The following is a 22,571-nucleotide window of genomic DNA, read 5'->3' as shown; positions in this document are numbered from 1 at the left end:
GTAGAGGCTCCTGTTATTTACCGCTGAGCGAGTTGTGGATCATATCGAGCCAGTTCGGCACGGTCAGATGGAAGGATTCGATCATCTTCATGTCGAAGCCGCGGAAGAAGCCGCTCAGCACGAAGAGCAGGACGATAGCCGCCATCATCACTTTGGTGACGTGGTTCCAGCCGCTCTCTTCAACACCTTTACCAATCAGAATACCCAGTACCAGGCCCGGTACGGCGTTCCCCATAATCAGCTGCGCCGCGCCGCCGAAGATGGTGGCCCAGAAACCCGACTTTTTGCCCGCGTCGATGGCCGCCAGCCAGAAGATCACCGGCATCACGGTATTCACCAGCAGGTTTGCCGCCGGTACCAGTACCTTCACGGCGGTGACCTGCAGCGCAGCCGGAACAGACGAGGCAGTCAAGTTAAGGAAGGTGACGACAATCATGCCGATGATGCCGCAGGCAATCGCCATTTTGCGGGGATCATGCAGCGTTTCGCCGACGTTGCGGTTTTTGATCATCAGTGCAGCAGCACCCCAGTTCGGGATGATGCGGTGGTCTACGTCCTGTGTGAAGGCACCTGCGGCCACGGAAGAGGCCCAGGCGTTAAAGAAGAAGCCTAACCCAAAGGAGAAGTGAGAAGCCGGATCCCCTTCGCAGGAGTTCAGTTCTCCCAACGTACGAAACGCGCCCATACCCTGTGTGGTAGGCGCATGAAACATGCGTGCAGCCCCGGCTCCGACACCGACGCCTACCAGGCCGCCAATGATGAGCGATTTTATTAATATAATTAAGAACATCAGTCTGCCCTTTTATGAATAATCAGCGTTGCGTGACGAAATCCACCCGATCGAGATTGATGGCGGTCACGTTGACGGTCACATCCAGCTCCACGCTGTAGGTCCGTCTTTCCCGGCGCAAAAAGAAGAACAGAAACGCTTCTTTACGCACCGCTTCTTGCGCCTGAACGACCTGCACATCCTGTGGCTCAATACGCAGTAAGATATGCGGTGACGCTTTCATCACCGCGGCCTGAACGTGGTTGAGCGCATCGGCAAAGGCGCGCGCTTTGGCGTCGCCTTTCCCCTTCACTCTCACCGTGGTCGTGAATTGTTCTTTCATGCTTATGCGCCGTATTTCTTCTGCCACGCCTGTACCAGACGCTCGCCCAGCTCTTCTTTATCCATAAAGCCAAAGCCCAGCACGTTGCAGCCTTCGTTGATAGCGGTCACGCCCTCTTCCACTGAACGCATACCGTATTTGGCCTTGTAGCCATATTTGGTTTGTGCAGTGATGGCACCCGCGCCGCCGCTGCCGCAGAAGGAGATGCCGAAGGTGGCGTTTTCCGCTTTCATGACGTCGCCCAGCTTCATGTCTGCCGCCATACCCGGTACGACAACCGCGCGTCCACCGGCTTTTTCCACACCTGCAGCCACTTTCTGACCTTTACCCAGGCGATCGCCAATCACGACTGTAATCTGTTCCATGTATTGCTCCTTAAAGGTTGTCTTTTGCGACTTCAAAGTGAACGGAGAGCAGCCAGGCTTCTTCATCAGGAAGATTGCCAAACTGCGCGACCACTTCACGGGCGAGCCGCATTGAATCCGGTGAAATTTCGTCAAACAGCTCCGCTTCAACCTCCGGCAGCGGCTCGCCGGTCACCGACCGGTGCGCCATTGCGCGAACGTGGGAGGTCAGCATCTGTTCCTGTACTGCGTTGGGGATGATGTTGTGCCGGGCCAGCAGGTCATAAACCTGCTGCAGCATGGTGTTAGCGAGCTGCTCTGTTTGCTTCGCCTGATCCCCAACGTCGTTCATTACCGCTCCGTTAATCACTCGTCTTACCCCGTTAATGGCTCTGGAATAAAACTAACGTTGGGTGGGAAATGTTTGTAGCGAGTTGTTTTCCACTTCGAAGTGGAAAGGCGAGCCGCAGCAGTGATCTGTGCCACATAAATGCGGTGAATAATGACAATTCGCTGGATTTACGTGATGAATATCACGCAATCCATTGGCAAAACGGTAGGGAAGAAAACGAAAACATCTGGCAAGGGAGTCGCAGAAATGTGACAGCGATAGGGTTTACTTATTACGACGCATAAAAAAAGCGAGGGCATTTCGCCCTCGCCTTGCTGTTGTGTCAGATGCAGTCTCTGTTAGCGGTATTTTTGGTGGTAGGTATTGCGGGTGGTCACGAACTGCTCGGCCGCCGCCTTCGCCTCTTTCACTTTACCTTCGTTTGCCAGCTTCAGCGCACCGTCAATCTGGCCGACCAGGATATCAAAACCGTGGCGGTAATCTTTCATTTCCGCGCTGTCTGCCGCTTTGCTTTCCAGCTTCGGCGGTGTCGCTTTCTGGGCGTCCAGCGCCGCTTCACGCATTTTGGTCAGTGCGTCTTTCATTTCCGCCGCATTGTCGGTTTTCTGCACCACCTTCAGGTTTTGACCGAGGGTGCCCATGTCTTCTTCAAGATCGGCAGCAAACGCAGAAGAGCCAATAACCAGCGTTGAAGCCGCGACGATCGCTAACAGATGTTTACGCATTGCTCACTTCCTTTTTTATTATTAAAACGCCTTTACGGGTATTACTGGCCGGCGATTTTCATTTCCGGCAGAAGTACAGAACCACACTGTATATTGCTACGTGTTTCAATATCGTTACCGACCGTAACAATATTGCGCCACATATCTTTCAGGTTTCCGGCGATGGTAATTTCGCTTACCGGATACTGGATTTCGCCGTTTTCCACCCAGAAGCCCGCCGCACCGCGAGAGTAATCCCCGGTAATACCACTTACGCCCTGGCCCATCAGTTCGGTCACCACCAGACCGGTGCCCATCTCTTTGAGCATTTGCGCAAAGTTGAGGCCCTGTCCGGCGATACGCCAGTTATGGATACCACCCGCGTGACCGGTGCTTTTCAGCCCCAGCTTGCGCGCGGAGTAGTTGGTCAACAGCCACTGGGTCAGCACGCCGTCTTTGACGATGTCGCGACGTTCCGTGCGCACGCCTTCGCTGTCGAACGGTGTGGAGGCCAGTCCTTTCAGCAGATGCGGGTGTTCTTCGATGGTCAGCCATTCCGGCAGGATCTGCTTGCCCAGTGAGTCGAGCAGGAAGGTTGATTTACGGTACACAGAGCCACCGGCAATGGCCCCGACCAGGTGACCAAACAGGCCGGTCGCCACTTCATTGGCAAAAATCACCGGGGCTTTCATGGTGGAGAGTTTGCGCGGTGACAGGCGTGACAGCGTGCGTTCGGCACACTCTTTACCCACCCACTCCGGAGACTGCAAATCACCGAGCGCACGGCCAATGGTGTAGGCGTAGTCACGCTCCATATCACCGTTCTCTTCGGCGATGACGCAGCTGGAGAGTGAATGACGGGTTGAGCAGTAGCCCTGCAACATGCCGTGGCTGTTGCCGAACACTTTGATACCGTAGTGGCTGTTGAAGCTGCCGCCTTCGGTATTGGTGATGCGTTTATCCGCCTGCAAAGAAGCCTGTTCGGCACGCGCCGCCAGCTCGATCGCCTCGTCCGGGGTAACTTCTGCCGGGTGGAAAAGATCGAGATCCGGGGCGTCAAACGCCAGCAGATCTTTATCAGCCACGCCGGCGTAAGGGTCCGGAGAGGTATAACGGGCGATATCCAGCGCCGCCTGCACCGTACGAGCAATCGCATCCGGGCTGAGATCGGTCGATGACGCGCTGCCTTTGCGATTCTGGTGGTACACCGTGATGCCAAGCGCGCCATCACTGTTGAATTCTACATTCTCCACTTCGCCATAGCGGGTGCTCACGCTAATGCCGGTGGTTTTGCTGACCGCCACTTCGGCGCCATCTGATTTACCTGAAGCGAGCGTCAGCGCGGTGGAGACGGCTTCTTCCAGAATCTTACGCTGCGCTTCAACTTGTGAGGTTACTTTCATCGCAAATGCCATACTGTAAGAGAGAGTTAACTGAAGTCTAACAGAGAACCGTTTTTCAGTGCGCGTCTTAACTGGTAACATTAGCCTCTTTTTTTAAGGAGCCTGACATGACTAAGCAGCCCGAAGACTGGCTCGACGACGTTCCCGGTGATGACATCGAAGACGAAGATGATGAGATCATCTGGGTCAGTAAAAGTGAAATTAAACGTGACGCCGAAGAGTTAAAACAGCTTGGCGCAGAAATGGTAGAACTGGGTAAAAACGCGCTGGATAAGATCCCGCTCGACCAGGATCTGCGTGATGCCATTGAACTGGCACAGAAAATCAAAAAAGAAGGCCGTCGTCGCCAGCTTCAGCTTATCGGTAAAATGCTGCGTCAGCGCGACGTTGATCCGATCCGCCAGGCGCTGGACAAGCTGAAAAACCGCCATAACCAGCAGGTTGCACTGTTCCATAAGCTGGAGCAGATCCGCGATCGTCTGATTGAACAGGGTGATGACGCGGTACCGGAAGTCTTAAATCTGTGGCCAGACGCCGACCGCCAGCAGTTGCGTTCATTGATCCGCAACGCGAAGAAAGAGAAAGAAGGGAATAAGCCGCCGAAGTCCGCGCGCCTGATTTTCCAGTATCTGCGCGAGCTGTCAGAGAACGAAGAGTAATCCCCTCTCCCCATAGGGGCGAGGGAGAAAAGAATGCAGGCCCGGTAAGCGCTAGCGCCACCGGGCTCTTTTTTACTCTGCGGCCTCGGCTTTCTTCGCCAGACCATCAAGCAGCTTCTGGTGGATGCCACCAAAACCGCCGTTGCTCATCACCAGAATGTGGTCGCCAGGCTGAGCGGCTTTCACCACCATATCCGCGAGCGCATCCACATCCGCACTCCAGTGCGCAGGCTGAATACAGGCATCAGCCACTTCCGCCACCTGCCACGGAATATGCTGCGGCTGCAGCAGGAAGACTTCATCGGCGCGGCCTAACGACGGCGCGAGATCGTCTTTGCAGATGCCCATTTTCATGGTGTTTGAGCGCGGCTCCAGCACCGCCAGAATACGGGCTGTGCCGCCGACCTTGCCACGCAGGGCGGCAAGCGTTGCCAGAATGGCCGTTGGGTGGTGTGCGAAATCGTCATACACCGTGACGCCATTGGCTTCACCACGCAGTTCCAGACGACGACGGGCGTTGATAAACGAACCCAGAGCATTGGCCGCATCCGCAGGCAGAACACCCACATGGCGTGCAGCAGCAATCGCCATCAGGCCGTTGTGCATGTTGTGCTCGCCCACCAGGCCCCACTTCACCTCACCCACTTTTTCCCCGTCGAGCAGGACTTCCCACTCGGAGGCATCGGCGTTGAGTTTTTTCGCCTGCCAGTGGCCCTGCTCACCCACCAGCTCCTGTTCGCTCCAGCATCCCATCGCCATGGTCTGCTTCAGGTTGATGTCGTTTTCCGGCAGGATGATGCGCCCCTGTCCCGGAACGATGCGCACCAGGTGGTGGAACTGTTTCTGAATCGCTTTCAGATCGTCAAAAATATCCGCGTGGTCGAACTCAAGGTTGTTGAGGATCAGCGTGCGCGGGCAGTAGTGAACAAACTTGGAACGCTTGTCGAAGAACGCGCAGTCATATTCGTCGGCCTCGATCACAAAGAACGGGCTGTCACCCAGGCGCGCAGAAACATCGAAATTACCCGGCACACCGCCAATCACGAAACCCGGCTTGTAGCCACAGGCTTCAAGGATCCAGGTCGCCATACCGGCGGTCGTGGTTTTGCCGTGCGTTCCGGCAACAGCAACCACCCAGCGGTCACGCAGGACGAAATCATGCAGCCATTGTGGGCCGGACATGAACGGAATATTGCGTTCCAGCACCGCCTCAACACACGGGTTCCCACGCGTCATGGCGTTACCAATGATCACCAGATCCGGTTCAGGATCCAGCTGGCTGGCATCGTAGCCCTGAATCAAAGAGATGCCCTGTTTCTCCAGAAGTGTGCTCATTGGCGGATACACATTGGCGTCCGAACCTGTCACTTCATGGCCCAGCGAGCGCGCCAGCATTGCCAGTCCGCCCATGAAAGTGCCACAAATCCCCAATATATGAATGCGCATACGTCACTATCCTTCTTCAATGTGGCGCACATTTTACTCACATGTTAGCGGCTGTGAAATGCATTTCAGGTAAATCCGTATACTGCTGGCGCGATTCACCACTGCGCTACTATTTGAATATTTGTTAAGATTGTTGGGCTTTAGTCGTTTTAGTGAACATACAATCGCTCTACTCACAAAGATGCAGGGAAAGTGTTATGAAAACGTTAGGTGAATTTATTGTCGAAAAGCAGCACGAGTTTTCTCATGCTACGGGTGAACTCACTGCTTTGCTGTCGGCAATAAAGCTGGGCGCTAAGATCATCCATCGTGATATCAACAAGGCCGGTCTGGTCGATATCCTGGGTGCCAGCGGTGCCGAGAACGTTCAGGGCGAGGTTCAACAGAAACTCGATCTGTTCGCAAATGAAAAACTGAAAGCTGCACTGCGCGCACGCGACATCGTGGCGGGTATCGCCTCCGAAGAAGAAGATGAAATTGTTGTTTTCGACGGGTGTGAACACGCTAAATACGTTGTTCTGATGGATCCGCTGGACGGCTCCTCTAACATCGACGTTAACGTTTCTGTCGGTACCATTTTCTCCATCTACCGCCGCGTCACGCCTGTTGGCACGCCGGTGACCGAAGAAGATTTCCTGCAGCCGGGCATTAATCAGGTTGCTGCCGGTTACGTCGTGTATGGCTCCTCCACCATGCTGGTGTATACCACCGGGTGTGGGGTTCACGCCTTTACGTACGATCCTTCACTGGGCGTTTTCTGTCTGAGCCAGGAACGTATGCGCTTCCCGGAGAAGGGCAACACCTACTCCATCAACGAAGGCAACTACATCCGATTCCCGAACGGCGTGAAGAAGTACATCAAATTCTGCCAGGAAGAAGATAAAGCCACTCAGCGCCCTTACACCTCCCGCTATATCGGCTCTCTGGTCGCGGATTTCCACCGTAACCTGCTGAAAGGCGGTATCTACCTCTACCCAAGCACCGCTAGCCACCCGGACGGGAAACTGCGCCTGCTGTACGAATGCAACCCGATGGCGTTCCTGGCCGAACAGGCTGGCGGCAAGGCGAGCGACGGTAAAGAGCGTATTCTGGAAATCGTGCCAGAAAGCCTTCACCAGCGCCGTTCGTTCTTCGTCGGCAACAACCATATGGTTGAAGACGTTGAACGTTTTATTCGTGAGTATCCGGACGCGTAATACCTTTCCTCAGGGGAGCCCATCCGGCTCCCCTGGTCATTTATATATTTAACCGTATAAGTGTTTATAAAAAACACGCTTTAATATTCATCACTGCTCCTGCATTATTTCCATAACAGTTTGGCAAATATTTCGTGGAGCAAAGTCGCAATGAAAAATTATTCCCGTGCTAATACCGGCATTGATTTAAATCTTATCCCGGTATTTATTGAAGTTGTCCGCTGCGGCAGCATGGCAAAAGCCTCTTTGCGCCTGGAGATGTCCCGTCCGGCGGTCAGTCTGGCGTTGAAGCGCTTTAATCAACTGTTTGATGAGCCGCTATTTTTCCGCAAAGGTTTATATCTTGAGCCGACGGAAAATGCGTTAGCCTTAACCAGCGCACTGGAAATGTTAGTGGGTAATATTCACGATAATATTGCTGAAGTAAATTCAGGAAAGAATAAAACCCCGGCACATCATACACCGGGGCTGGATAATATTATGCTGCAGTCTGAGCCGACAGCTTGAATGATGACATGGCTTCCATCAGCTGGCGCGACTGCTCCTCAAGGGAGCGAGTCGCGGCGGAGGATTGCTGTACCAGCGCCGCATTCTGCTGCGCAGTCTCATCCATCTGATTCACCGCAATATTCACCTGCTCAATGCCGCGACTCTGCTCCTGGGACGCAGTCGCAATTTCACGCATCAGTTTCGTCATGCGCAGCACTTCGGTTGCGATCTCATCCATGGTTTCGCCAGCCTGCTGGGCCAGTTCACTGCCCTCGCTGACGTGGGTCTGGGAATCACTGATAAGCGCTCGGATCTCTTTTGCTGCATCGGCACTGCGGCTGGCAAGGTTTCGCACTTCGCCCGCGACGACGGCAAACCCGCGTCCTTGCTCACCCGCGCGCGCCGCTTCCACGGAGGCGTTCAACGCGAGGATATTGGTCTGGAAGGCAATACCGTCGATAACACTGAGAATGTCCGCGATACGTGCCGAACTGCCGGAGATATCACGCATTTTTTCAATGACGTAGCAGACCATTTCGCTGCCGTGATCGGCCGTGTCTGACACCGATTTCGCCAGCTGGTGAGCCTGTTCGGCATTATCGGCGTTGAGTTTCACCGTCGCGGTGATCTGTTCCATGCTGGCGGCGGTCTGCTCCAGCGACGTGGCGGTCGATTCCGTACGCTCAGCAAGATCCCTGTTCCCCGCCGTCAGCTCACGGCTGCCGGTATCAATTTGCGAGCTGGCATCACGTACCCGCAGAACCGAGTTCATCAGCGAATGGCGCATCTCTTCGATTGCCGCATTCAGGCGATTAAACTCCTGGCTTGCCGGTGGATTCAGCGTGTGGGTTAAATCGCCTGCTGCCACATTCTCCAGTTGAGCAATAGAGGTCGAGAGCGGTTTGAGCAACATGTGGCGCAGTACCAGCCAGGCCAGCACAATAATGCCCGCCGTCAGCAGAGCCGCCACCACGATCAGGATCAGTACCCGATTTTTGCTGGACTGCACGGCACTCACTTCCGCTTTGCCGCGCGCTTCACTCCATTTCTGGAAGGCCTGCATATCGTTATCAAACCGGGAGGCCACCGGAATCAGCTTGTTTTCCAGTAGGTCGTAATAGCTGTCCGCGCTCTGTTCGTTCAGCGCTTTCAGCATCGGGTTAATCCCCTGCTGGTTGTACGTCGCGAGGCTGGCCGCCACTTTATCAAGCAGTTGTTGGCCTTGCTCATCGGCCACGCCGCCGTCGATCACGCCTTTCAGCGTTTTCTGGGCCAGGACAACTTCCTGATTGATATTTTTTACCGATTTGGCCGCATCATCCAGCATGCCGATTTCCATCATTCGGACAGCCTGACCCGCCTCATTGCGGGCGCGGAGGATCAGCGTATAGCCGGAATTAAGCTGCACCATCTGCTCACCCTGAAGGTGGTTGATGCGCTGTAGTGAAGAAGAACTCTGTGTGAGGGCATAAATGCCAATACCGCTGACAATCAGCAGCAGAAGGGTCATAACGGCCAGTAAAGAGAGCAAGCCGGTACGAATCGATAGCGTTTTAAGCATGATATTATTTCCGGTAGCGAGATATTTCTGGGCATAAAAAAAGTATCGGCCGCTACCGGAAAATGTTTAGACTTTAAGCAAATTCAGCGTGTTATCGCTCTGTTACTGATGTGTTTACGCGTGTAACCGTCGAGCTTTGACGATTCTCCCAGAGCACCGTCAGACCACGCTGCAGGGCGATAAAAATAAACAGCAAAATGCCGATGGCGATCTTGGTCCACCAGGAGCTGAGCGTGCCGTCAAAGTTAATGTAGGTTTGTATCAGGCCCTGGATTGCTACGCCAAACAGCGTTCCCAGCACCGTCCCCACGCCACCACTGAGCAGGGTTCCACCGATCACCACCGAGGCAATGGCATCCAGTTCCACCCCTACGCCTGCCAGGGCATAACCCGCCTGGGTATAAACCGAGAAGACAATCCCCGCCAGCGTCGCCAGACCCGTTGAGAGCATATAGATGCGAATAGTTGTACTGCGGGTGGAGATCCCCATCAGGTTTGCCGACGTGGCGTTTCCGCCAATGGCGTAAACCTGATTGCCAAACCGGGTGCGATGCGCAAGGAAAATACCAATCACCACGACGCCGAGCATCAGTAACCCCATCGCGCTCAAACGACCACCGCCGGGTATTTTCCACGCCAGGCTGGAGAGCGTATCGTAAATCGGATGGTTAATCGGAATAGATTCTTCCGACACCAGATAACTCACGCCGCGAAGGAAGAACATCCCGGCGAGGGTAATAATAAAAGCCGGGATTTTCAGCGCATCGATCAGGAGCCCCATAAAGGCACCAAACGCGCACCCCATCACCAGCACCAGCGGAAACGCCACCAGCGGTGAGATCCCCCAGAAACCGATCGCCTTCGCAAGAAACACGCCGGTGAATGCGATCACCGAACCAACGGAGAGATCGATCCCACCGGAAAGGATCACAAAGGTCATCCCGACGGCGATAATGCCTAAAAAAGCGTTATCGGTCAGGATATTGCAAATCACACGCGTGGAGGCAAACCCCGGGAACTGGGTCAGACAGTAGAGATAACCCAGCACAAACACGCCCAGCGTGATCATTAGCGGCAAATTACGTTTTATCATGGCCACGGATCCCCTTAATGATGCTGACAAAGCGCGGCGACTGGACGATCAGCACACAGAGCACGACCACCGCTTTCACCACCTGGTTGAGCTCCGGCTGGAAACCAGAGAGCAGGATCCCGGTGTTCATCCCCTGAATAATCAGCGCGCCAATCACCGAGAGCAGCAGGTTAAAACGCCCGCCCATCAGCGATCCGCCGCCGATCACCACCGCCAGGATCGCATCCAGCTCCAGCCAGAGTCCTGCGTTGTTGGCATCGGCCCCACGAATATCTGCCGCGACGATCGTCCCGGCAATGGCGGCGCATATGCCGCTCAGCACATAGGTCAGCATCACCATCAACCGGGTATTGACCCCGGCGTTGCGCGCGGCACGAATGTTGATCCCGACGGCCTCAATGAACATGCCCAGTGCCGTTTTGCGGGTAAAGAGCCAGAACACCACCAGCGTCACCAGGGCAATGATCACCGGAGTCGGGAAGAACAACAGTTTGCCGCTGCCAAGCCACGCCAGGCCCGGAGAGTTAAAGGTGACGATCTGCCCGGATGTGATCAGCTGCGCCACACCGCGCCCGGCGACCATTAAAATCAGGGTGGCGACAAACGGCTGGATCTTGAGGACTGCCACCAGAATACCGTTCCACAGCCCGGCGAGTACGCCAGTGCCTAAGGCGGCAAGCAGCACCACCGGCAGGCTGTGCCCGGCCACGGTCATTGAGGCTGCCGTAGCCCCGGCGATAGCCATCACCGCGCCGACGGAGAGGTCAATCCCGCCAGTGGCAATGACCAGCGTCATACCAATCGCCAGCAGCGCCACAGGCGCCGCACGGTTCAAAATATCAATCGGGCTGCCAAACAGACGGCCATCCTGGACAATAATCTGGAAGAAATGCGGCGCGACAAGGCTGTCAACCAACAGTACCACCAGCAGTGCCGCGATTTGCGGTGTGCCGGTTGGCCAGTTGAAGCGGCGCTTTGACTCCCCTGTTTGCGAAAGCGAACGAGACATCACAATTCACTCCTTACGCCGCGATGGCATTCATGATCGCCGGAACGGACAGTTTATCCAGCGGGATCTCTGCCACCTGTTTACGATCGCGCATGATGATCACGCGATCGGCATACCCCACCAGTTCCTCCAGCTCAGACGATATGACCAGCAGCGCCAGGCCGTCCGCACACAACGTTTCTATAAGCCGGATGATTTCAGCATGCGCACCGACGTCAATCCCGCGCGTCGGTTCATCGAGGATCAGGAACTGGGGTTTGGTCAGCAGCCAGCGCGACAACAAGACCTTCTGCTGGTTACCCCCTGAGAGGAATTCAATAGGTTGTTCTGCGCTCGGGGTACGAATGCCAAGCTGGCGGATAAAGCGTTCCGCAATGGCGTTTTGCTCTTTGCGTGGGATTGGCCTCAGCCAGCCTCGCTGCGCCTGTAACGCCAGAATGATATTCTCCCGCACCGAGGCGGCGGCAATAATACCGTCCGTTTTTCTGTCTTCCGGACAGAAGCCAACGCCCAGACACGAGGCCTGATGCGGCGATCGCAGCGTTTGCGGTTTGCCTTTGATTAATGCGGTGCCACTGTCTGCTGGCTTAATTCCAAAGATGACTTCGGCGGTTTCTGTTCGTCCGGAGCCTAGCAATCCGGCCAGACCGACAATTTCGCCAGGACGAACCTCCAGGTTAAACGGTGAAATAGTCCCTTTTTTGCCGAAATCACTGAAAGCCGCGACGGGTTTATCACTCAGCAACGTGCGACCGGCGCGCTGGAGCGCGTTGGTCTCCAGCTCGCGCCCGAGCATCATTTTGACCAGTTCAATCTGTGGTAATTCACGGGTTTCCCGACAGCCGACAAAACTGCCGTTACGCAGTACCGTAATGCGATCGCTCACTTCATACACCTGATCGAGGAAATGAGTCACGAAGATCAGGCTCACGCCCTGATCGCGCAGCTGGCGCATCAGGGTAAAGAGCATTTCCACTTCCTGGGTATCGAGACTGGCGGTGGGCTCATCGAGGATCAGTACTTTTGCGGAGAGATCGATAGCGCGACAAATCGCGACAATCTGCTGCATGGCAACGGAAAAGCGGTTCAGCGGTTCGCGAACGTCAAGAGAAAAGCCGTAGGATTCCATCAGCTTTGTCGCCCGCGCCTCCATCTCCTTGCGCCGCAGCAGGCCAAAGCGTCGTGGTTCACGGCCAATAAACAGGTTATCCGCCACCGACATATTCGGCAGCAGGTTCACTTCCTGGTACACCGTCCCGATCCCAAGCTGCTGGGCGTGAGCGGTATTTTTTGGCGAAATGGCATTGCCTTCCAGCCAGATAGTGCCGCGATCGGCATGATAGACACCGGTCAGGGCTTTAATCAGCGTCGACTTCCCTGCTCCGTTCTCACCCAGCAGCGACATAATCTCACCGCGCCGCAGGCTGAAATCAACGTTATCCAGCGCTTTTACGCCAGGAAAGTATTTACTCAAGCCCTCTGTGCGGAGGATTTCCTGATGTTGTTCCGAGTTCATATTTACGCCTCCGGCACAAATCGTAGGCCGGGTAAGCGTAGCGCTACCCGGCAATTACACTGGAATCAGTAACCCATATTTTTCTTCTTCTCTAACTCTTCTTTTGCTGTGTCAGGAAGGTAGAGTGTGGATTTAGTGATGGTCAGTTTTTCAGGCATCGTGCCGTCTTTCTTGAATTTCTCCAGCGCATCGAATGCCGGACCCGCCATGTTCGGCGTGAGCTCCACGCTGGCGTTCGCTTCGCCGTCCATCATCGCCTTGTAGATGTCTGGCACGCCGTCGATTGAGCCGGTGAGGATATCTTTGCCCGGCTTCAGGCCCGCTTCTTTAATGGCCTGAATCGCACCGATCACCATGTCATCGTTGTGGGCGTAAACCATGCAGATGTTCTTGCCGTTGTTTTCAGCCTTGATAAAGCTCTCCATGACCTCTTTGCCTTTACTGCGCGTGAAGTCACCGGACTGAGAGCGGATAATCTTGATGTTTGGTGCTTTAGCGATAGCCTCAGCAAACCCTTTCTTACGGTCGATGGCCACGCTCGCGCCAACGGTGCCCTGCAACTCAACGACGTTACACGGCTTGCCATCCACCTGTTTCACCAGCCAGTCACCAATCAACTGTCCTTCAAGAATGTTGTTGGCAGTGACGGTGGTCATATAGAGCGATTTGTCTTTGACATCAATGGAACGATCGAGCAGGAAAACCGGGATCTCAGCGTCTTTCGCTTCCTTCAGGACAGGTTCCCAGCCTGTCGCAACGACAGGCGCAATAAAGATGGCATCAACGCCCTGGGCGATAAACGAACGCACGGCTTTGATTTGGTTTTCCTGCTTTTGCTGACCATCGGCAATTTTCAGGGTGATACCACGTTTCTGGGCCTCGCTTTTTGCAACGTTGGTTTCTGCTGCTCGCCAGCCGGATTCAGAGCCGACTTGCGAAAAACCTACGGTTAAAGGGGCGGCCATCGCCATAGACGACATGGCTGCCGAAACTGCTGTGACCAGGAGTAAGCGCTTCCACATATGAACGTCCTCGTAGGGGGATTATTGTTGGTGAAAATATGTTCTGCGAAATGACTATAGCCAATGAAATATGTAACGAATTGCGTTACATCACACTTCGGGAAAGTGAATAAAACGTTAATCACAAGTTTGTAATCGCTTTCATTTCGCCATGAAAAATGCAGCTGAGTTTATGGATTTTTCTGTCATGGAATCGGTCTGAAAAGTGGGGTTAGCGGTGAGAGAAGGCGAAAACAGGCGAAGACATTCGGCGCGAGTTGGCTATAATACCTGCCACTTGTTTACCATCCATTTTAAAGGACACCGACATGAGCTTACTCAACGTCCCAGCGGGTAAAGAACTGCCAGAAGATATCTACGTAGTAATCGAAATCCCGGCTAACGCAGATCCTATCAAATACGAAGTGGACAAAGAGAGCGGCGCCCTGTTCGTAGACCGTTTCATGTCTACCGCGATGTTCTATCCGTGCAACTACGGTTACATCAACCACACCCTGTCTCTGGACGGTGACCCGGTTGACGTACTGGTCCCAACGCCATACCCACTGGAGCCAGGCTCCGTCATTCGCTGCCGTCCAGTTGGCGTGCTGAAAATGACCGACGAATCCGGTGAAGATGCGAAGCTGGTTGCGGTACCGCACACCAAGCTGAGCAAAGAATACGATCACATCAAAGATGTGAACGACCTGCCAGAGCTGCTGAAAGCGCAGATCACTCACTTCTTCGAGCACTACAAAGACCTCGAAAAAGGCAAATGGGTTAAAGTTGACGGCTGGGACAACGCAGAAGCGGCGAAAGCAGAAATCATCGCCTCTTTCGAACGCGCTGCTAAGAAGTAATTCTTACTGCTGATATTAAGGCCCCGCAAGTCGGGGCTTTTTTGTCTCTCTAAACTGTCACAAAAACGTCATAAAGAGATTTTGTCTCATAATATTAATTAGATATCGCTTTTTACCTGCCTTATCCCCACTTTTCTTCTTAAAGTCTCCCTGCCGACGGTCGATACCTCCCGTGATATGAACGCAATCGCTTTTTCATATAACAGGAAATCATGAAACTCAACACACTCACAATTGGGCAGCGACTGGGCCTTTTGGCGTCACTTCTGCTGCTTGCAACACTTTTTATTGGTCTGCGTGGCCTGTTGATCAACAGCGACAGCCAGGCGCAAAACGAACAGATTATGGCGATGGAACAAACCATTACCAGCAGCATAGATACTGCACGCAATGCTCAGGTGCAATTCAAGATCCAGGTCCAGGAGTGGAAAAACACCCTGATTCGTGGCGCGCAGGGGCAAGAAGCATTCGATAAATACAAAAAGGCCTTTGTCGCAGAAAGTCAGAACACGCAGACACTGCTGACCCGGCTAAGTGAGCTTCTGCCGAAAATTGGCATGGATAATCAACAAGTGCTGGCAACGCGCGACATCCACGCCAGCCTCGAACAGAAATACCTGGCGGCACTGGCTACCTACCAGGTGGGAGATCCCACCAGCGCCCAGCGCGTGGACAAGCAGGTTACAGGGATTGACCGCGAGCCGACAAAAATGATCGACAACGTCGTGGCCCGTACATTGCAGCATGCCGAGACTATTCACCAGCAGACCATCGCCCGCAATCAGGGGCAGTATCAGAAGACAAAATGGATGCTGTTGCTGGCAATGGCCCTCACGCTGGCGGCCGGGATGCTAGTTACCTGGTGGCTGATTCGCAGCATTACTCTTCCGCTGGCACAAGCCGTCACGATAGCGCGTACCGTAGCCGCCGGTGATTTGCAGTCCCGCTTTACCGTGGCCGGTCGAGATGAAACGGCTGAGCTCATGCGCGCTCTGCAGGAGATGAATGAAAACCTCACGCGTATTGTCTCTGGAGTACGTAAGGGTACCGAAACCATCGCCACCGCATCAGCGCAGATTGCCAGCGGTAGTCATGAGCTTTCTTCCCGCAACGAAGCGCAGGCCAGTGCACTGGAACAGACTGCAGCATCCATGGAGGAGCTGACATCGGTCGTGAAAAGCAACGCAGAACATTCACGCACTGCCAGCGATCTTGCCCGTAATGCCCGTCAGGTAGCCCGCCAGGGCGAAGAGGCCGTTGAACGTGCGATGCACACCATGAGTGAAATTCATAATTTCTCCAGCGAGATCAACTCCATCATCAGCATGATCGACAGTATCGCCTTCCAGACCAATATCCTGGCACTTAACGCTGCTGTTGAAGCGGCGCGCGCGGGAACTGAAGGCCGCGGTTTTGCCGTCGTTGCAGCAGAAGTGCGCGCCCTGGCGCAACGTTCAGCCGCCGCCGCCAAAGATATCCGCGTTCTGATCGACCGCTCCGTTAACCGCATTGACGAGGGGAATGGCCAGGTGCAGCAAGCCGGCGCAGCGATGGCGGATATTCTGCACAGCGTCAGTAAGGTGAGTGAACTGATTGAGGCAATTTCTCATGCCAGCCACGAACAAAGTACCGGGATCGATCAGGTCAACGTGGCCGTCACGCATATGGATACGGCAACACAGCAAAATGCGACCTTGTCGCAAGAATCTTCCGCCGCGGCGCAGGCAATGCATCGCCAGGCGGAACAGCTTCTGGAATCGGTGCAGATATTCAAGCTGCGTCGGGAAGCCGTTTAGCCCACAAAAAACAACGCCACCTTTCGGTGGCGTTGTCGTTTTTCAGTACTGGTCTCTGTCTAACCAGTTACCGCTTACAATCCGCGTTAACCCTTCGACCGGACGCTGGTAGACATACATCCACGCGCTTCCGTACGGAGTCTGGATCAACTGGCGCGCGTATTCACCGCCCCTGGTGCGCAAGGCATCAAGTTCGGCAAGTGTCGCGTTATCAATACGATAGACTTCACCCTGTACTGTTCCTTCGCCGGGAACCGCGCCTGGATAGTGGCCCAGGCTGTACAACTGGTAGTTCTCGATATTGTAATTCCCCAGCAGCAGGGCATTGGTCATCCAGTGACTGTTGCCTTGCTTGGTTCGTAAACTGCCGTAGACAAATATTCGCATTGCTAAAACTCAAACTGATAGAGCAGATCAAGTGCCTGGTCTACGCCGGACACTGCTTCCAGATATAGCTTAGGCATCAGGCGATAGCGTAACGTGAGTGTTGCCAGTGAGTCAAAGATCCCCACACCATATTTTACCTGCAGACCCGGCAGTACATAGCCGCTGACCACCACCTGCGAGGAGTCACCCACGCCCTGGGTGTCCAGCGCCAGATTGCTTACGCCGAACGTCTCGCCGATTTTACCCACAACCTGCCCACTTTGTGCAACCCCCAGACCCACTAACATCGAGGTCATCGCCGCACTGTCGCTCTGACCGCTGTCCAGACCTTGTCCACGCAGCAGGTAAGAGAGGGCCTCCTGTTGCGGCATCGCCGGGTCAGAGAAGATCTCCGCCTTCGGTTCGTCGGCGGAACCGGTGACGCGTACACCAGCAATAACGTTGTTTTCCGTTGCTTCCGGGTTACGAATCGCTTCGATGTTCAACAGGGGCTGATCCGGTGGACCAGAGAACAGCAGCTCGCCTTTGCGGACAATCAGATCCTGACCATAGGCGTGGAAGCGCCCTTCAGGAATATTAATCTGCCCGTTCAGGCCAAGCCCTTGTTTATCCTGCGCCACCTTCAGATCACCCGTGAGCCTTGCCTTCAGCCCAAACGCATCCAACCGCACGTTATTCCCCACGTGCACGATAAGGTTACTATTAATCGGTATGCCAGCGCTCTTCTGTTCGACAGGTTTCAGATTTTCATTGAGCATAACTTCATCACTTGAAACACCCACCGCACTTTCAGGCACGTCGTGAACCACAATGCGTGCCCATGGCACATCGACGCGTCCGTCGAGCGTGAAGAGGCTTGGCGTGGCTTCAAAGACCACATCAGGTGAGACATCCAGGCGAACCATTGGCGGTACGGTGATACGCACTCGGCTGCCTTTTGCGGCAATACGGGCGCGCCAGTTATTGAGCTGGCTCCAGTCTGCGTCGCCGCTCAGGTTGATCTGCCCTTGCTGAGTCAACACCGAGCCGCTAATCGTTGAACTCATGCCGTTGAAGTTCATCGAGATTTGGCTAGGCTGCATATCAAATGGCATGAAGTTACCGTCGATATCCACACCGCTGAGCCGCATCTGACCGAATAGCTGCGGGCTTTGCGCGTTGCCAGCCAGACGCAAATTGGCATTCAGCATGCCTGCCGCTTTTTCCCCGCGGTCGAAAATCGGGTTCACCATCGCCAGGTTGAAGTTACGGATATTGACGTTGCCGCCAAGATTACGCCGTTCTTGCGGATCGGAAATCTCCACTTGTCCATCAAACTGACCGTTGTTGGTCAGACGGATAAGCCATCCCAGCTCTGCACGGTTATTATGTAGATCCGCACTCAGGTTCAGGGTGTCAAAGGCTACCGGCAGCGGCGCATCATTCACCTGTTGCGTCACCTTCACGTTACGACCCGAAAGCGTGACGCTACCCTGTGGCAGCCCTTCTTTAGTGGTGTCCCAGGCGACATCGGCCTTCCCGCTAAAGACGCCGCTGGCCTGCGTGGTATCTGGCATAAACGGCTTCAGCATCGCCAGGTCAAAGCGATTGAGGTTGATCTGCGCGCGCCCTTCCGCGCCCGCATCAATGGTCTGAGGTATACACAGCTCAGCATTTGGGTTGGTCCAGCAGTGTGGTCCGATGCTGATCTTTTGTTCCGCGTTACGGTAGTCCAGCGCAATAGAGCGTGACAACGCCAACGGCCCGACCGGTGTGTTGAAGCGAGTGTTATCAAGCAGACCTTTCCAGCGTTCCTCTTTACGATCAAAGCTTCCTGTCAGGTGAAGCTGCCCGGAGACCGGCTCACCCTGCACACGCAGCTGGAGGTCGTGCTGCTTTTCGTTGCCTTTCGCTTCCAGCGTCACCAGATTAATGTTCACGTCCGGCTGAGCAATGCGCTCCACGCGCAGGTTCAGGTTACCGCCGATCTGATCGGTGGATTTCACATCCCCTTCAACGCGAACGCGGGCGACAGTCAGCTCCTGCCAGCGCAGGTTATTGGCGGTGATATCCGCCAGCAGTTGGGGGGCGTCTACCGTCCCGCGCACTTTCACTAACCCTTTCGCCGTGCCACCCAGGCCCGGCAGAGCATTATCCAGATTCGGCGCGTCAATAGTGGCATCCAGATTGAGATCTTTCACCCCCAGCTCGCCTTTGATATCCGCCGTGTTGCGCCCCAGCGCTACGTGCAGACCCGGGATCGTCCACTGCAGGTAGCTGTTACCTTTGACCGAGCCCTCAACGTTAACCTTGTTCTGCTTCACGTTCCCGGTGAGTTTGATTTCCGGCACGTCCATCTGCCACGTGCCGCCGTACAGGCTGCCGCGGGTTTTGATCAGGCCATCCAGCTTCGACGGCCAGTCCGGCACCTCTTTGGCGGTGTTAATACCCGTCAGCTTCAGCTCGCCGCGCCAGCTGATCGCCTGCTGCCAGTCGAGCAGCGCGGTCAGCTCGGTTTTGCCTTCCAGCGCCGCAACGGTCAGTTTGTCGAGATTAACCTGCTGTTCATTGCCCTTCGCATCCAGCGTGATATTCGCGGGCGGCACGCCCTGCCCCTTCACTGCGGTACGGAACGAGAGCGTGTAATCGGTCATCTTGCCGCTCAGCTTCAGCTTCAGGTCATCGGCCTGGAACTGTTTTTCGCCGGTGAACGGCCAGTAAAGCTGTTTACTGACCATTTCAACATTGAGCGGTAAACCCGCTTCTGCCAGTTGAGTTTGCGCCCGCAGGACCATATCTACCGGGCCGGAGAGATTCACACCGACGTCCAGTTTGTCGCGTAGCGCACCGCCCACTTTGACCTTCACTTTTTCGCCTTTCAGCGGGTCAATATTCAGGGCGCTGTTGAGCGTGATGTCCACCGGCCAGTTGTCGCGCAGCAGGGCGTTGCCAGAGGCATTCACCGAGCCCTGGTTGGTGTCGATATCCAGCGCGTCGAGCTTCATATTGCCGTCAATACTGCTGACTTTAAGCAGCATGTTATAGACCGTCAGATCGGTATCGCCGGTCAGACGCAGCTGCTCGCCTTTGAACTCTTCAATGTTGAGATTCAGCGGCAGATGAACATCGGTCATTTCCGGCAGGACAGGCTTCGAGAAGAGGTCTTTCAGCGTTTCACCCAGCGGCTTCTCTTCCGGCTGCGGGTTCTGGATCTTCGGCTCGACGATCTCTTCCTGCGCCACGTCGGCCACTTTCGGCAGCGCGATCAGTAATCCCTGCAGGGACGTCGGCGTCAGGGTGAGGTTTTTCTCCTGCCAGCGCAGGCCGGAGGTGAAATCCATCACGGAGACGGTGGTGTCGTCGATGTTGATATTGACGTTATCAAGCGCCACCCGATAGAGCGCGATCGGATACGGCGTGGAGAGATTCAGCGGGCCGCTGTCTTCTTCCTCGACCGGCGCAGACTTCGGCATTTTCTTTGAATCTATCGCCACGTTAACATCTTTTAGCGACAGATCGTTGACGCACAGCTTGCTGTCCCGCAGACAGCCCAGCTTCACCGCAAGGTGGAACTCCCCGGCGTTTACGGCCACACCAGGTTGCTCATAGCGAATGTTCTTCAGACGCAGATCGCGCCAGCCGCCCGTCACCTGACCAATTTCAAGTCCTGGCACCCAGCGGTTAGCGGCGTTAAACAGCAGGTGCAGCCCGGTCGTCGTTCCCACCAGAAACGCCACCGTACCGAGCAGCAGTACGATAAAAATCAGCACCCCGAGGCTTATCTTCTTCCATAAACTCATAATTCAGGCCCCAGACCGATGTAAAACTGTAAACCATGCTCTTCTTTGTCGCCCACAGGTACGGCGAAATCGAGCTTGATGGGCCCGACGGGGGACTGCCAGCGCACACCCACGCCCGCGCCGGTTTTGAAATCGCTGCGGCGGATGTCGCTCACCGCTTCGCCGCTGTCGACAAACATCGCCCCCCACCATTTACCGCTGACGTTGTACTGATACTCCAGCGAGCCGGTGGCCAGTTTTGATGCACCGATCAGCTTGCCGCTGTCATCTTTTGGCGCAATGGATTTGTATTTATAGCCGCGAATGCTGCGGTCACCACCGGCGAAGAAGCGCAGATCCGGCGGGACTTTGTCGAAGTCGCCGGTTTCAATCCAGCCGAGGTTACCGCGCACCACAAAGCGGTGTTTGTCATACAACGTACGGATCCAGACGTTTTGTGCCTGAATCACCGAGAAGTCAACATCGGAACCCCACATAGTGTTGGAGTAATCAATGGAATAACGCTGGGAATCGCCCCAGTCAGGCATCAGGCCACCGCGTGAGCGGGTACGGCTGATCATCACCCCCGGATAGAGCAACATCGTGGTGTTTGTGACGTTGGCCTGCGTAAAGTGGTCCAGACTCCATCGCAGGTTAATGGCACGCTGCCAGCCGCTGGAGAGATCCCAGTAGCGTGACAGGGCAAGGGTGGTGGAATCTGACTTGGTATCATTCAGGTCGGTACGCTTAAAGCCCCCCTGAACCAGGTAATATTGCTCCAGCGGGTTTTTCAGCAAGGGCATTTTATAGCTGAAATCGAGCTGCTGTTCCGGGGCGGAGATACTCGCGCTGGTCGTCAGGCTGTGGCCGTACGAGTTCATCCACGGCTTTTTCCATGTGGCCTTCACGCGCGGGCCGACATCCGTCGAATAACCCACACCGGTCTCAATGGTGTTCTCGATCCGTGGCGAGACGACGCCATGCAGTGGCAACACTTTGGTTTTGCGCGACTTATCAAATTCCGGCGCGACAACCACGGAATTAAACCATCCGGTGGCTGAAAGGCGACGGTTCAGTTCCGCCAGATCGCTCGACTGGTAGTAATCCCCTTTTTTGAAGGGCACGAGATTTTGCAGATATTCTTCCCGGATTTGCGATCCTTCAAAGGTTACATCGCCAAAACGATAGCGCTCCCCACTGTCGTAATCGATATCCCAGAAGGCCTGATGTCTGTCCAGCGCGATGCCAAGCTGACTTTTGTTGAACTGGCTGTCAAAGTAGCCCTTCCGAAGGGAAACGCTCGTCAGCTCTTTTTTGAAATGGTCGTAATCACCGTGATTAAGTACCGTGCCGATTTTCGGCCGCGTACTGAGTAGATCCAGATAATCCCGGTCTGTGCGCGCTCCACCGCGCAGGATGACGTTTGTGCCGCCAATCAGTACCGGCTCACCCGGCGAGACGCGGGCAATAAGCACCTGGCGCCCCTTCTTTGGCGGCGGGCGTAGGTCAAAATCAATGGTAGGTTCGTAATAACCCAGCGCTTTTAGCCCTTCGCGAATCGCGTCATCTACGCGCGCGCGAAAACGGCGGTCCGGCGTCACCTCATCACTCTGGATAGTCGACAACTGCGCACGCACGTTTTTTTCCAGCGCCCCGGACAACCCCTCAACCTGCAAACGAACGTTCGCCGCACTGGCAATCCCGCTTGTTAGTAGCAAACTGACCAAACATAACTGGCGGATTTTTATCACGTTTTCTCCTGAATATCCCTGTTTCCACCCTGGAAGCAAATGCACTGCCGCTCCGCGGCAAAATACGGCCTGTTAGCCAAAAACCCACATCGCGGGTTGAAAATGGGTGCAACACCCAAATATTTCTTATGATT

Annotated in this window: 20 protein-coding genes; 5 read left to right on the top strand and 15 right to left on the bottom strand. The window is 54.9% G+C overall.

Going from position 1 to position 22,571, the window contains the following annotated elements:
• Positions 1-13 precede the first annotated feature (13 nt).
• The 6 genes from AAHF05_RS02355 to pmbA all read right to left on the bottom strand — a co-directional run bounded on the left by AAHF05_RS02355 (position 14) and on the right by pmbA (position 3,927).
• Entirely contained in the window at positions 14-790 is a 777-nt protein-coding gene (locus AAHF05_RS02355) for a DUF4311 domain-containing protein (RefSeq protein WP_006810337.1), read from the bottom strand.
• 22 nt (positions 791-812) lie between these two features.
• Complete coding sequence (locus AAHF05_RS02350; RefSeq protein ID WP_008501409.1) at positions 813-1,112, bottom strand: DUF4312 family protein; 300 nt, start codon at positions 1,110-1,112, stop codon at positions 813-815.
• Between the two features lie 2 nt (positions 1,113-1,114).
• Entirely contained in the window at positions 1,115-1,477 is a 363-nt protein-coding gene (locus AAHF05_RS02345; RefSeq protein WP_023293430.1) for an SFCGS family glycine-rich protein, read from the bottom strand.
• A gap of 10 nt (positions 1,478-1,487) precedes the next feature.
• Entirely contained in the window at positions 1,488-1,826 is a 339-nt protein-coding gene (locus tag AAHF05_RS02340) for a glycine dehydrogenase (protein WP_028016486.1), read from the bottom strand.
• Positions 1,827-2,146: 320 nt separating this feature from the next.
• Entirely contained in the window at positions 2,147-2,533 is a 387-nt protein-coding gene (cybC, locus tag AAHF05_RS02335; protein ID WP_028016485.1) for a cytochrome b562, read from the bottom strand.
• Positions 2,534-2,574: 41 nt separating this feature from the next.
• The gene (gene pmbA, locus AAHF05_RS02330) at positions 2,575-3,927 is read right to left on the bottom strand and encodes a metalloprotease PmbA (RefSeq protein WP_032666755.1); all 1,353 of its coding nucleotides are present in this window, start codon (positions 3,925-3,927) and stop codon (positions 2,575-2,577) included.
• A 95-nt stretch (positions 3,928-4,022) separates the two neighbouring features.
• On the opposite strand from pmbA, the gene yjgA reads away from it, so the two are divergent.
• Positions 4,023-4,574: a ribosome biogenesis factor YjgA gene (yjgA, locus tag AAHF05_RS02325; RefSeq protein WP_008501414.1), complete on the top strand. Its 552-nt coding sequence runs from the start codon at positions 4,023-4,025 to the stop codon at positions 4,572-4,574.
• Between the two features lie 72 nt (positions 4,575-4,646).
• Here yjgA and mpl read toward each other — a convergent pair whose 3' ends face one another.
• The gene (gene mpl, locus AAHF05_RS02320; protein WP_028016483.1) at positions 4,647-6,020 is read right to left on the bottom strand and encodes a UDP-N-acetylmuramate:L-alanyl-gamma-D-glutamyl-meso-diaminopimelate ligase; all 1,374 of its coding nucleotides are present in this window, start codon (positions 6,018-6,020) and stop codon (positions 4,647-4,649) included.
• Positions 6,021-6,217: 197 nt separating this feature from the next.
• Here mpl and fbp point away from each other — a divergent pair, with 197 nt between their 5' ends.
• Together fbp and AAHF05_RS02310 are read left to right on the top strand one after the other, a co-directional pair.
• On the top strand, positions 6,218-7,216 hold the full coding sequence (fbp, locus tag AAHF05_RS02315; protein WP_108089461.1) for a class 1 fructose-bisphosphatase: 999 nt from the start codon (positions 6,218-6,220) through the stop codon (positions 7,214-7,216).
• A 150-nt stretch (positions 7,217-7,366) separates the two neighbouring features.
• Positions 7,367-7,723, top strand: coding sequence for a LysR family transcriptional regulator (locus AAHF05_RS02310; RefSeq protein WP_028016481.1), 357 nt, complete (start codon positions 7,367-7,369; stop codon positions 7,721-7,723).
• On the opposite strand, the gene AAHF05_RS02305 is transcribed toward AAHF05_RS02310, so the two are convergent.
• The 5 genes from AAHF05_RS02305 to ytfQ all read right to left on the bottom strand — a co-directional run bounded on the left by AAHF05_RS02305 (position 7,695) and on the right by ytfQ (position 13,906).
• Positions 7,695-9,266: a methyl-accepting chemotaxis protein gene (locus tag AAHF05_RS02305; protein ID WP_129324124.1), complete on the bottom strand. Its 1,572-nt coding sequence runs from the start codon at positions 9,264-9,266 to the stop codon at positions 7,695-7,697. The genes AAHF05_RS02310 and AAHF05_RS02305 overlap by 29 nt on opposite strands.
• 91 nt (positions 9,267-9,357) lie before the next feature.
• Complete coding sequence (yjfF, locus tag AAHF05_RS02300) at positions 9,358-10,359, bottom strand: galactofuranose ABC transporter, permease protein YjfF (protein WP_028016479.1); 1,002 nt, start codon at positions 10,357-10,359, stop codon at positions 9,358-9,360.
• Complete coding sequence (gene ytfT, locus AAHF05_RS02295) at positions 10,346-11,371, bottom strand: galactofuranose ABC transporter, ATP-binding protein YtfT (protein ID WP_028016478.1); 1,026 nt, start codon at positions 11,369-11,371, stop codon at positions 10,346-10,348. Before ytfT ends, yjfF begins: the two co-directional genes overlap by 14 nt.
• A 10-nt stretch (positions 11,372-11,381) precedes the next feature.
• A complete protein-coding gene (ytfR, locus tag AAHF05_RS02290) occupies positions 11,382-12,884 on the bottom strand; it encodes a galactofuranose ABC transporter, ATP-binding protein YtfR (RefSeq protein ID WP_129324125.1) in 1,503 nt (500 codons plus the stop codon).
• Between the two features lie 65 nt (positions 12,885-12,949).
• Positions 12,950-13,906 (bottom strand): galactofuranose ABC transporter substrate-binding protein YtfQ, encoded by a 957-nt coding sequence (gene ytfQ / locus AAHF05_RS02285; protein ID WP_014068659.1) that lies wholly within the window; start codon positions 13,904-13,906, stop codon positions 12,950-12,952.
• A gap of 308 nt (positions 13,907-14,214) precedes the next feature.
• Here ytfQ and ppa point away from each other — a divergent pair, with 308 nt between their 5' ends.
• Positions 14,215-14,745, top strand: a complete 531-nt coding sequence (gene ppa / locus AAHF05_RS02280) for an inorganic diphosphatase (RefSeq protein WP_010427397.1) — start codon at positions 14,215-14,217, stop codon at positions 14,743-14,745.
• A gap of 212 nt (positions 14,746-14,957) precedes the next feature.
• Entirely contained in the window at positions 14,958-16,541 is a 1,584-nt protein-coding gene (locus tag AAHF05_RS02275; protein WP_129324126.1) for a methyl-accepting chemotaxis protein, read from the top strand.
• A 42-nt stretch (positions 16,542-16,583) separates the two neighbouring features.
• Here AAHF05_RS02275 and AAHF05_RS02270 read toward each other — a convergent pair whose 3' ends face one another.
• From AAHF05_RS02270 to tamA, 3 genes are read right to left on the bottom strand one after another with little or no spacing between them, the layout of a single operon-like run.
• Positions 16,584-16,928 carry a gamma-glutamylcyclotransferase gene (locus tag AAHF05_RS02270; protein WP_014830431.1) on the bottom strand — a complete coding sequence of 115 codons (345 nt, stop codon included), beginning with the start codon at positions 16,926-16,928 and terminating at the stop codon, positions 16,584-16,586.
• Positions 16,929-16,930: 2 nt separating this feature from the next.
• Positions 16,931-20,707, bottom strand: a complete 3,777-nt coding sequence (gene tamB, locus AAHF05_RS02265; protein WP_129324127.1) for an autotransporter assembly complex protein TamB — start codon at positions 20,705-20,707, stop codon at positions 16,931-16,933.
• Positions 20,704-22,437, bottom strand: a complete 1,734-nt coding sequence (gene tamA / locus AAHF05_RS02260) for an autotransporter assembly complex protein TamA (RefSeq protein WP_028016474.1) — start codon at positions 22,435-22,437, stop codon at positions 20,704-20,706. Before tamA ends, tamB begins: the two co-directional genes overlap by 4 nt.
• Positions 22,438-22,571: the final 134 nt, after the last annotated feature.

Origin of the sequence: Enterobacter adelaidei, from assembly GCF_041937165.1 — a bacterium.
Lineage (GTDB): Bacteria > Pseudomonadota > Gammaproteobacteria > Enterobacterales > Enterobacteriaceae > Enterobacter > Enterobacter adelaidei.
Note: the sequence above shows the minus strand (reverse complement) of the source record. Positions and strands in the feature narration are given on the sequence as shown.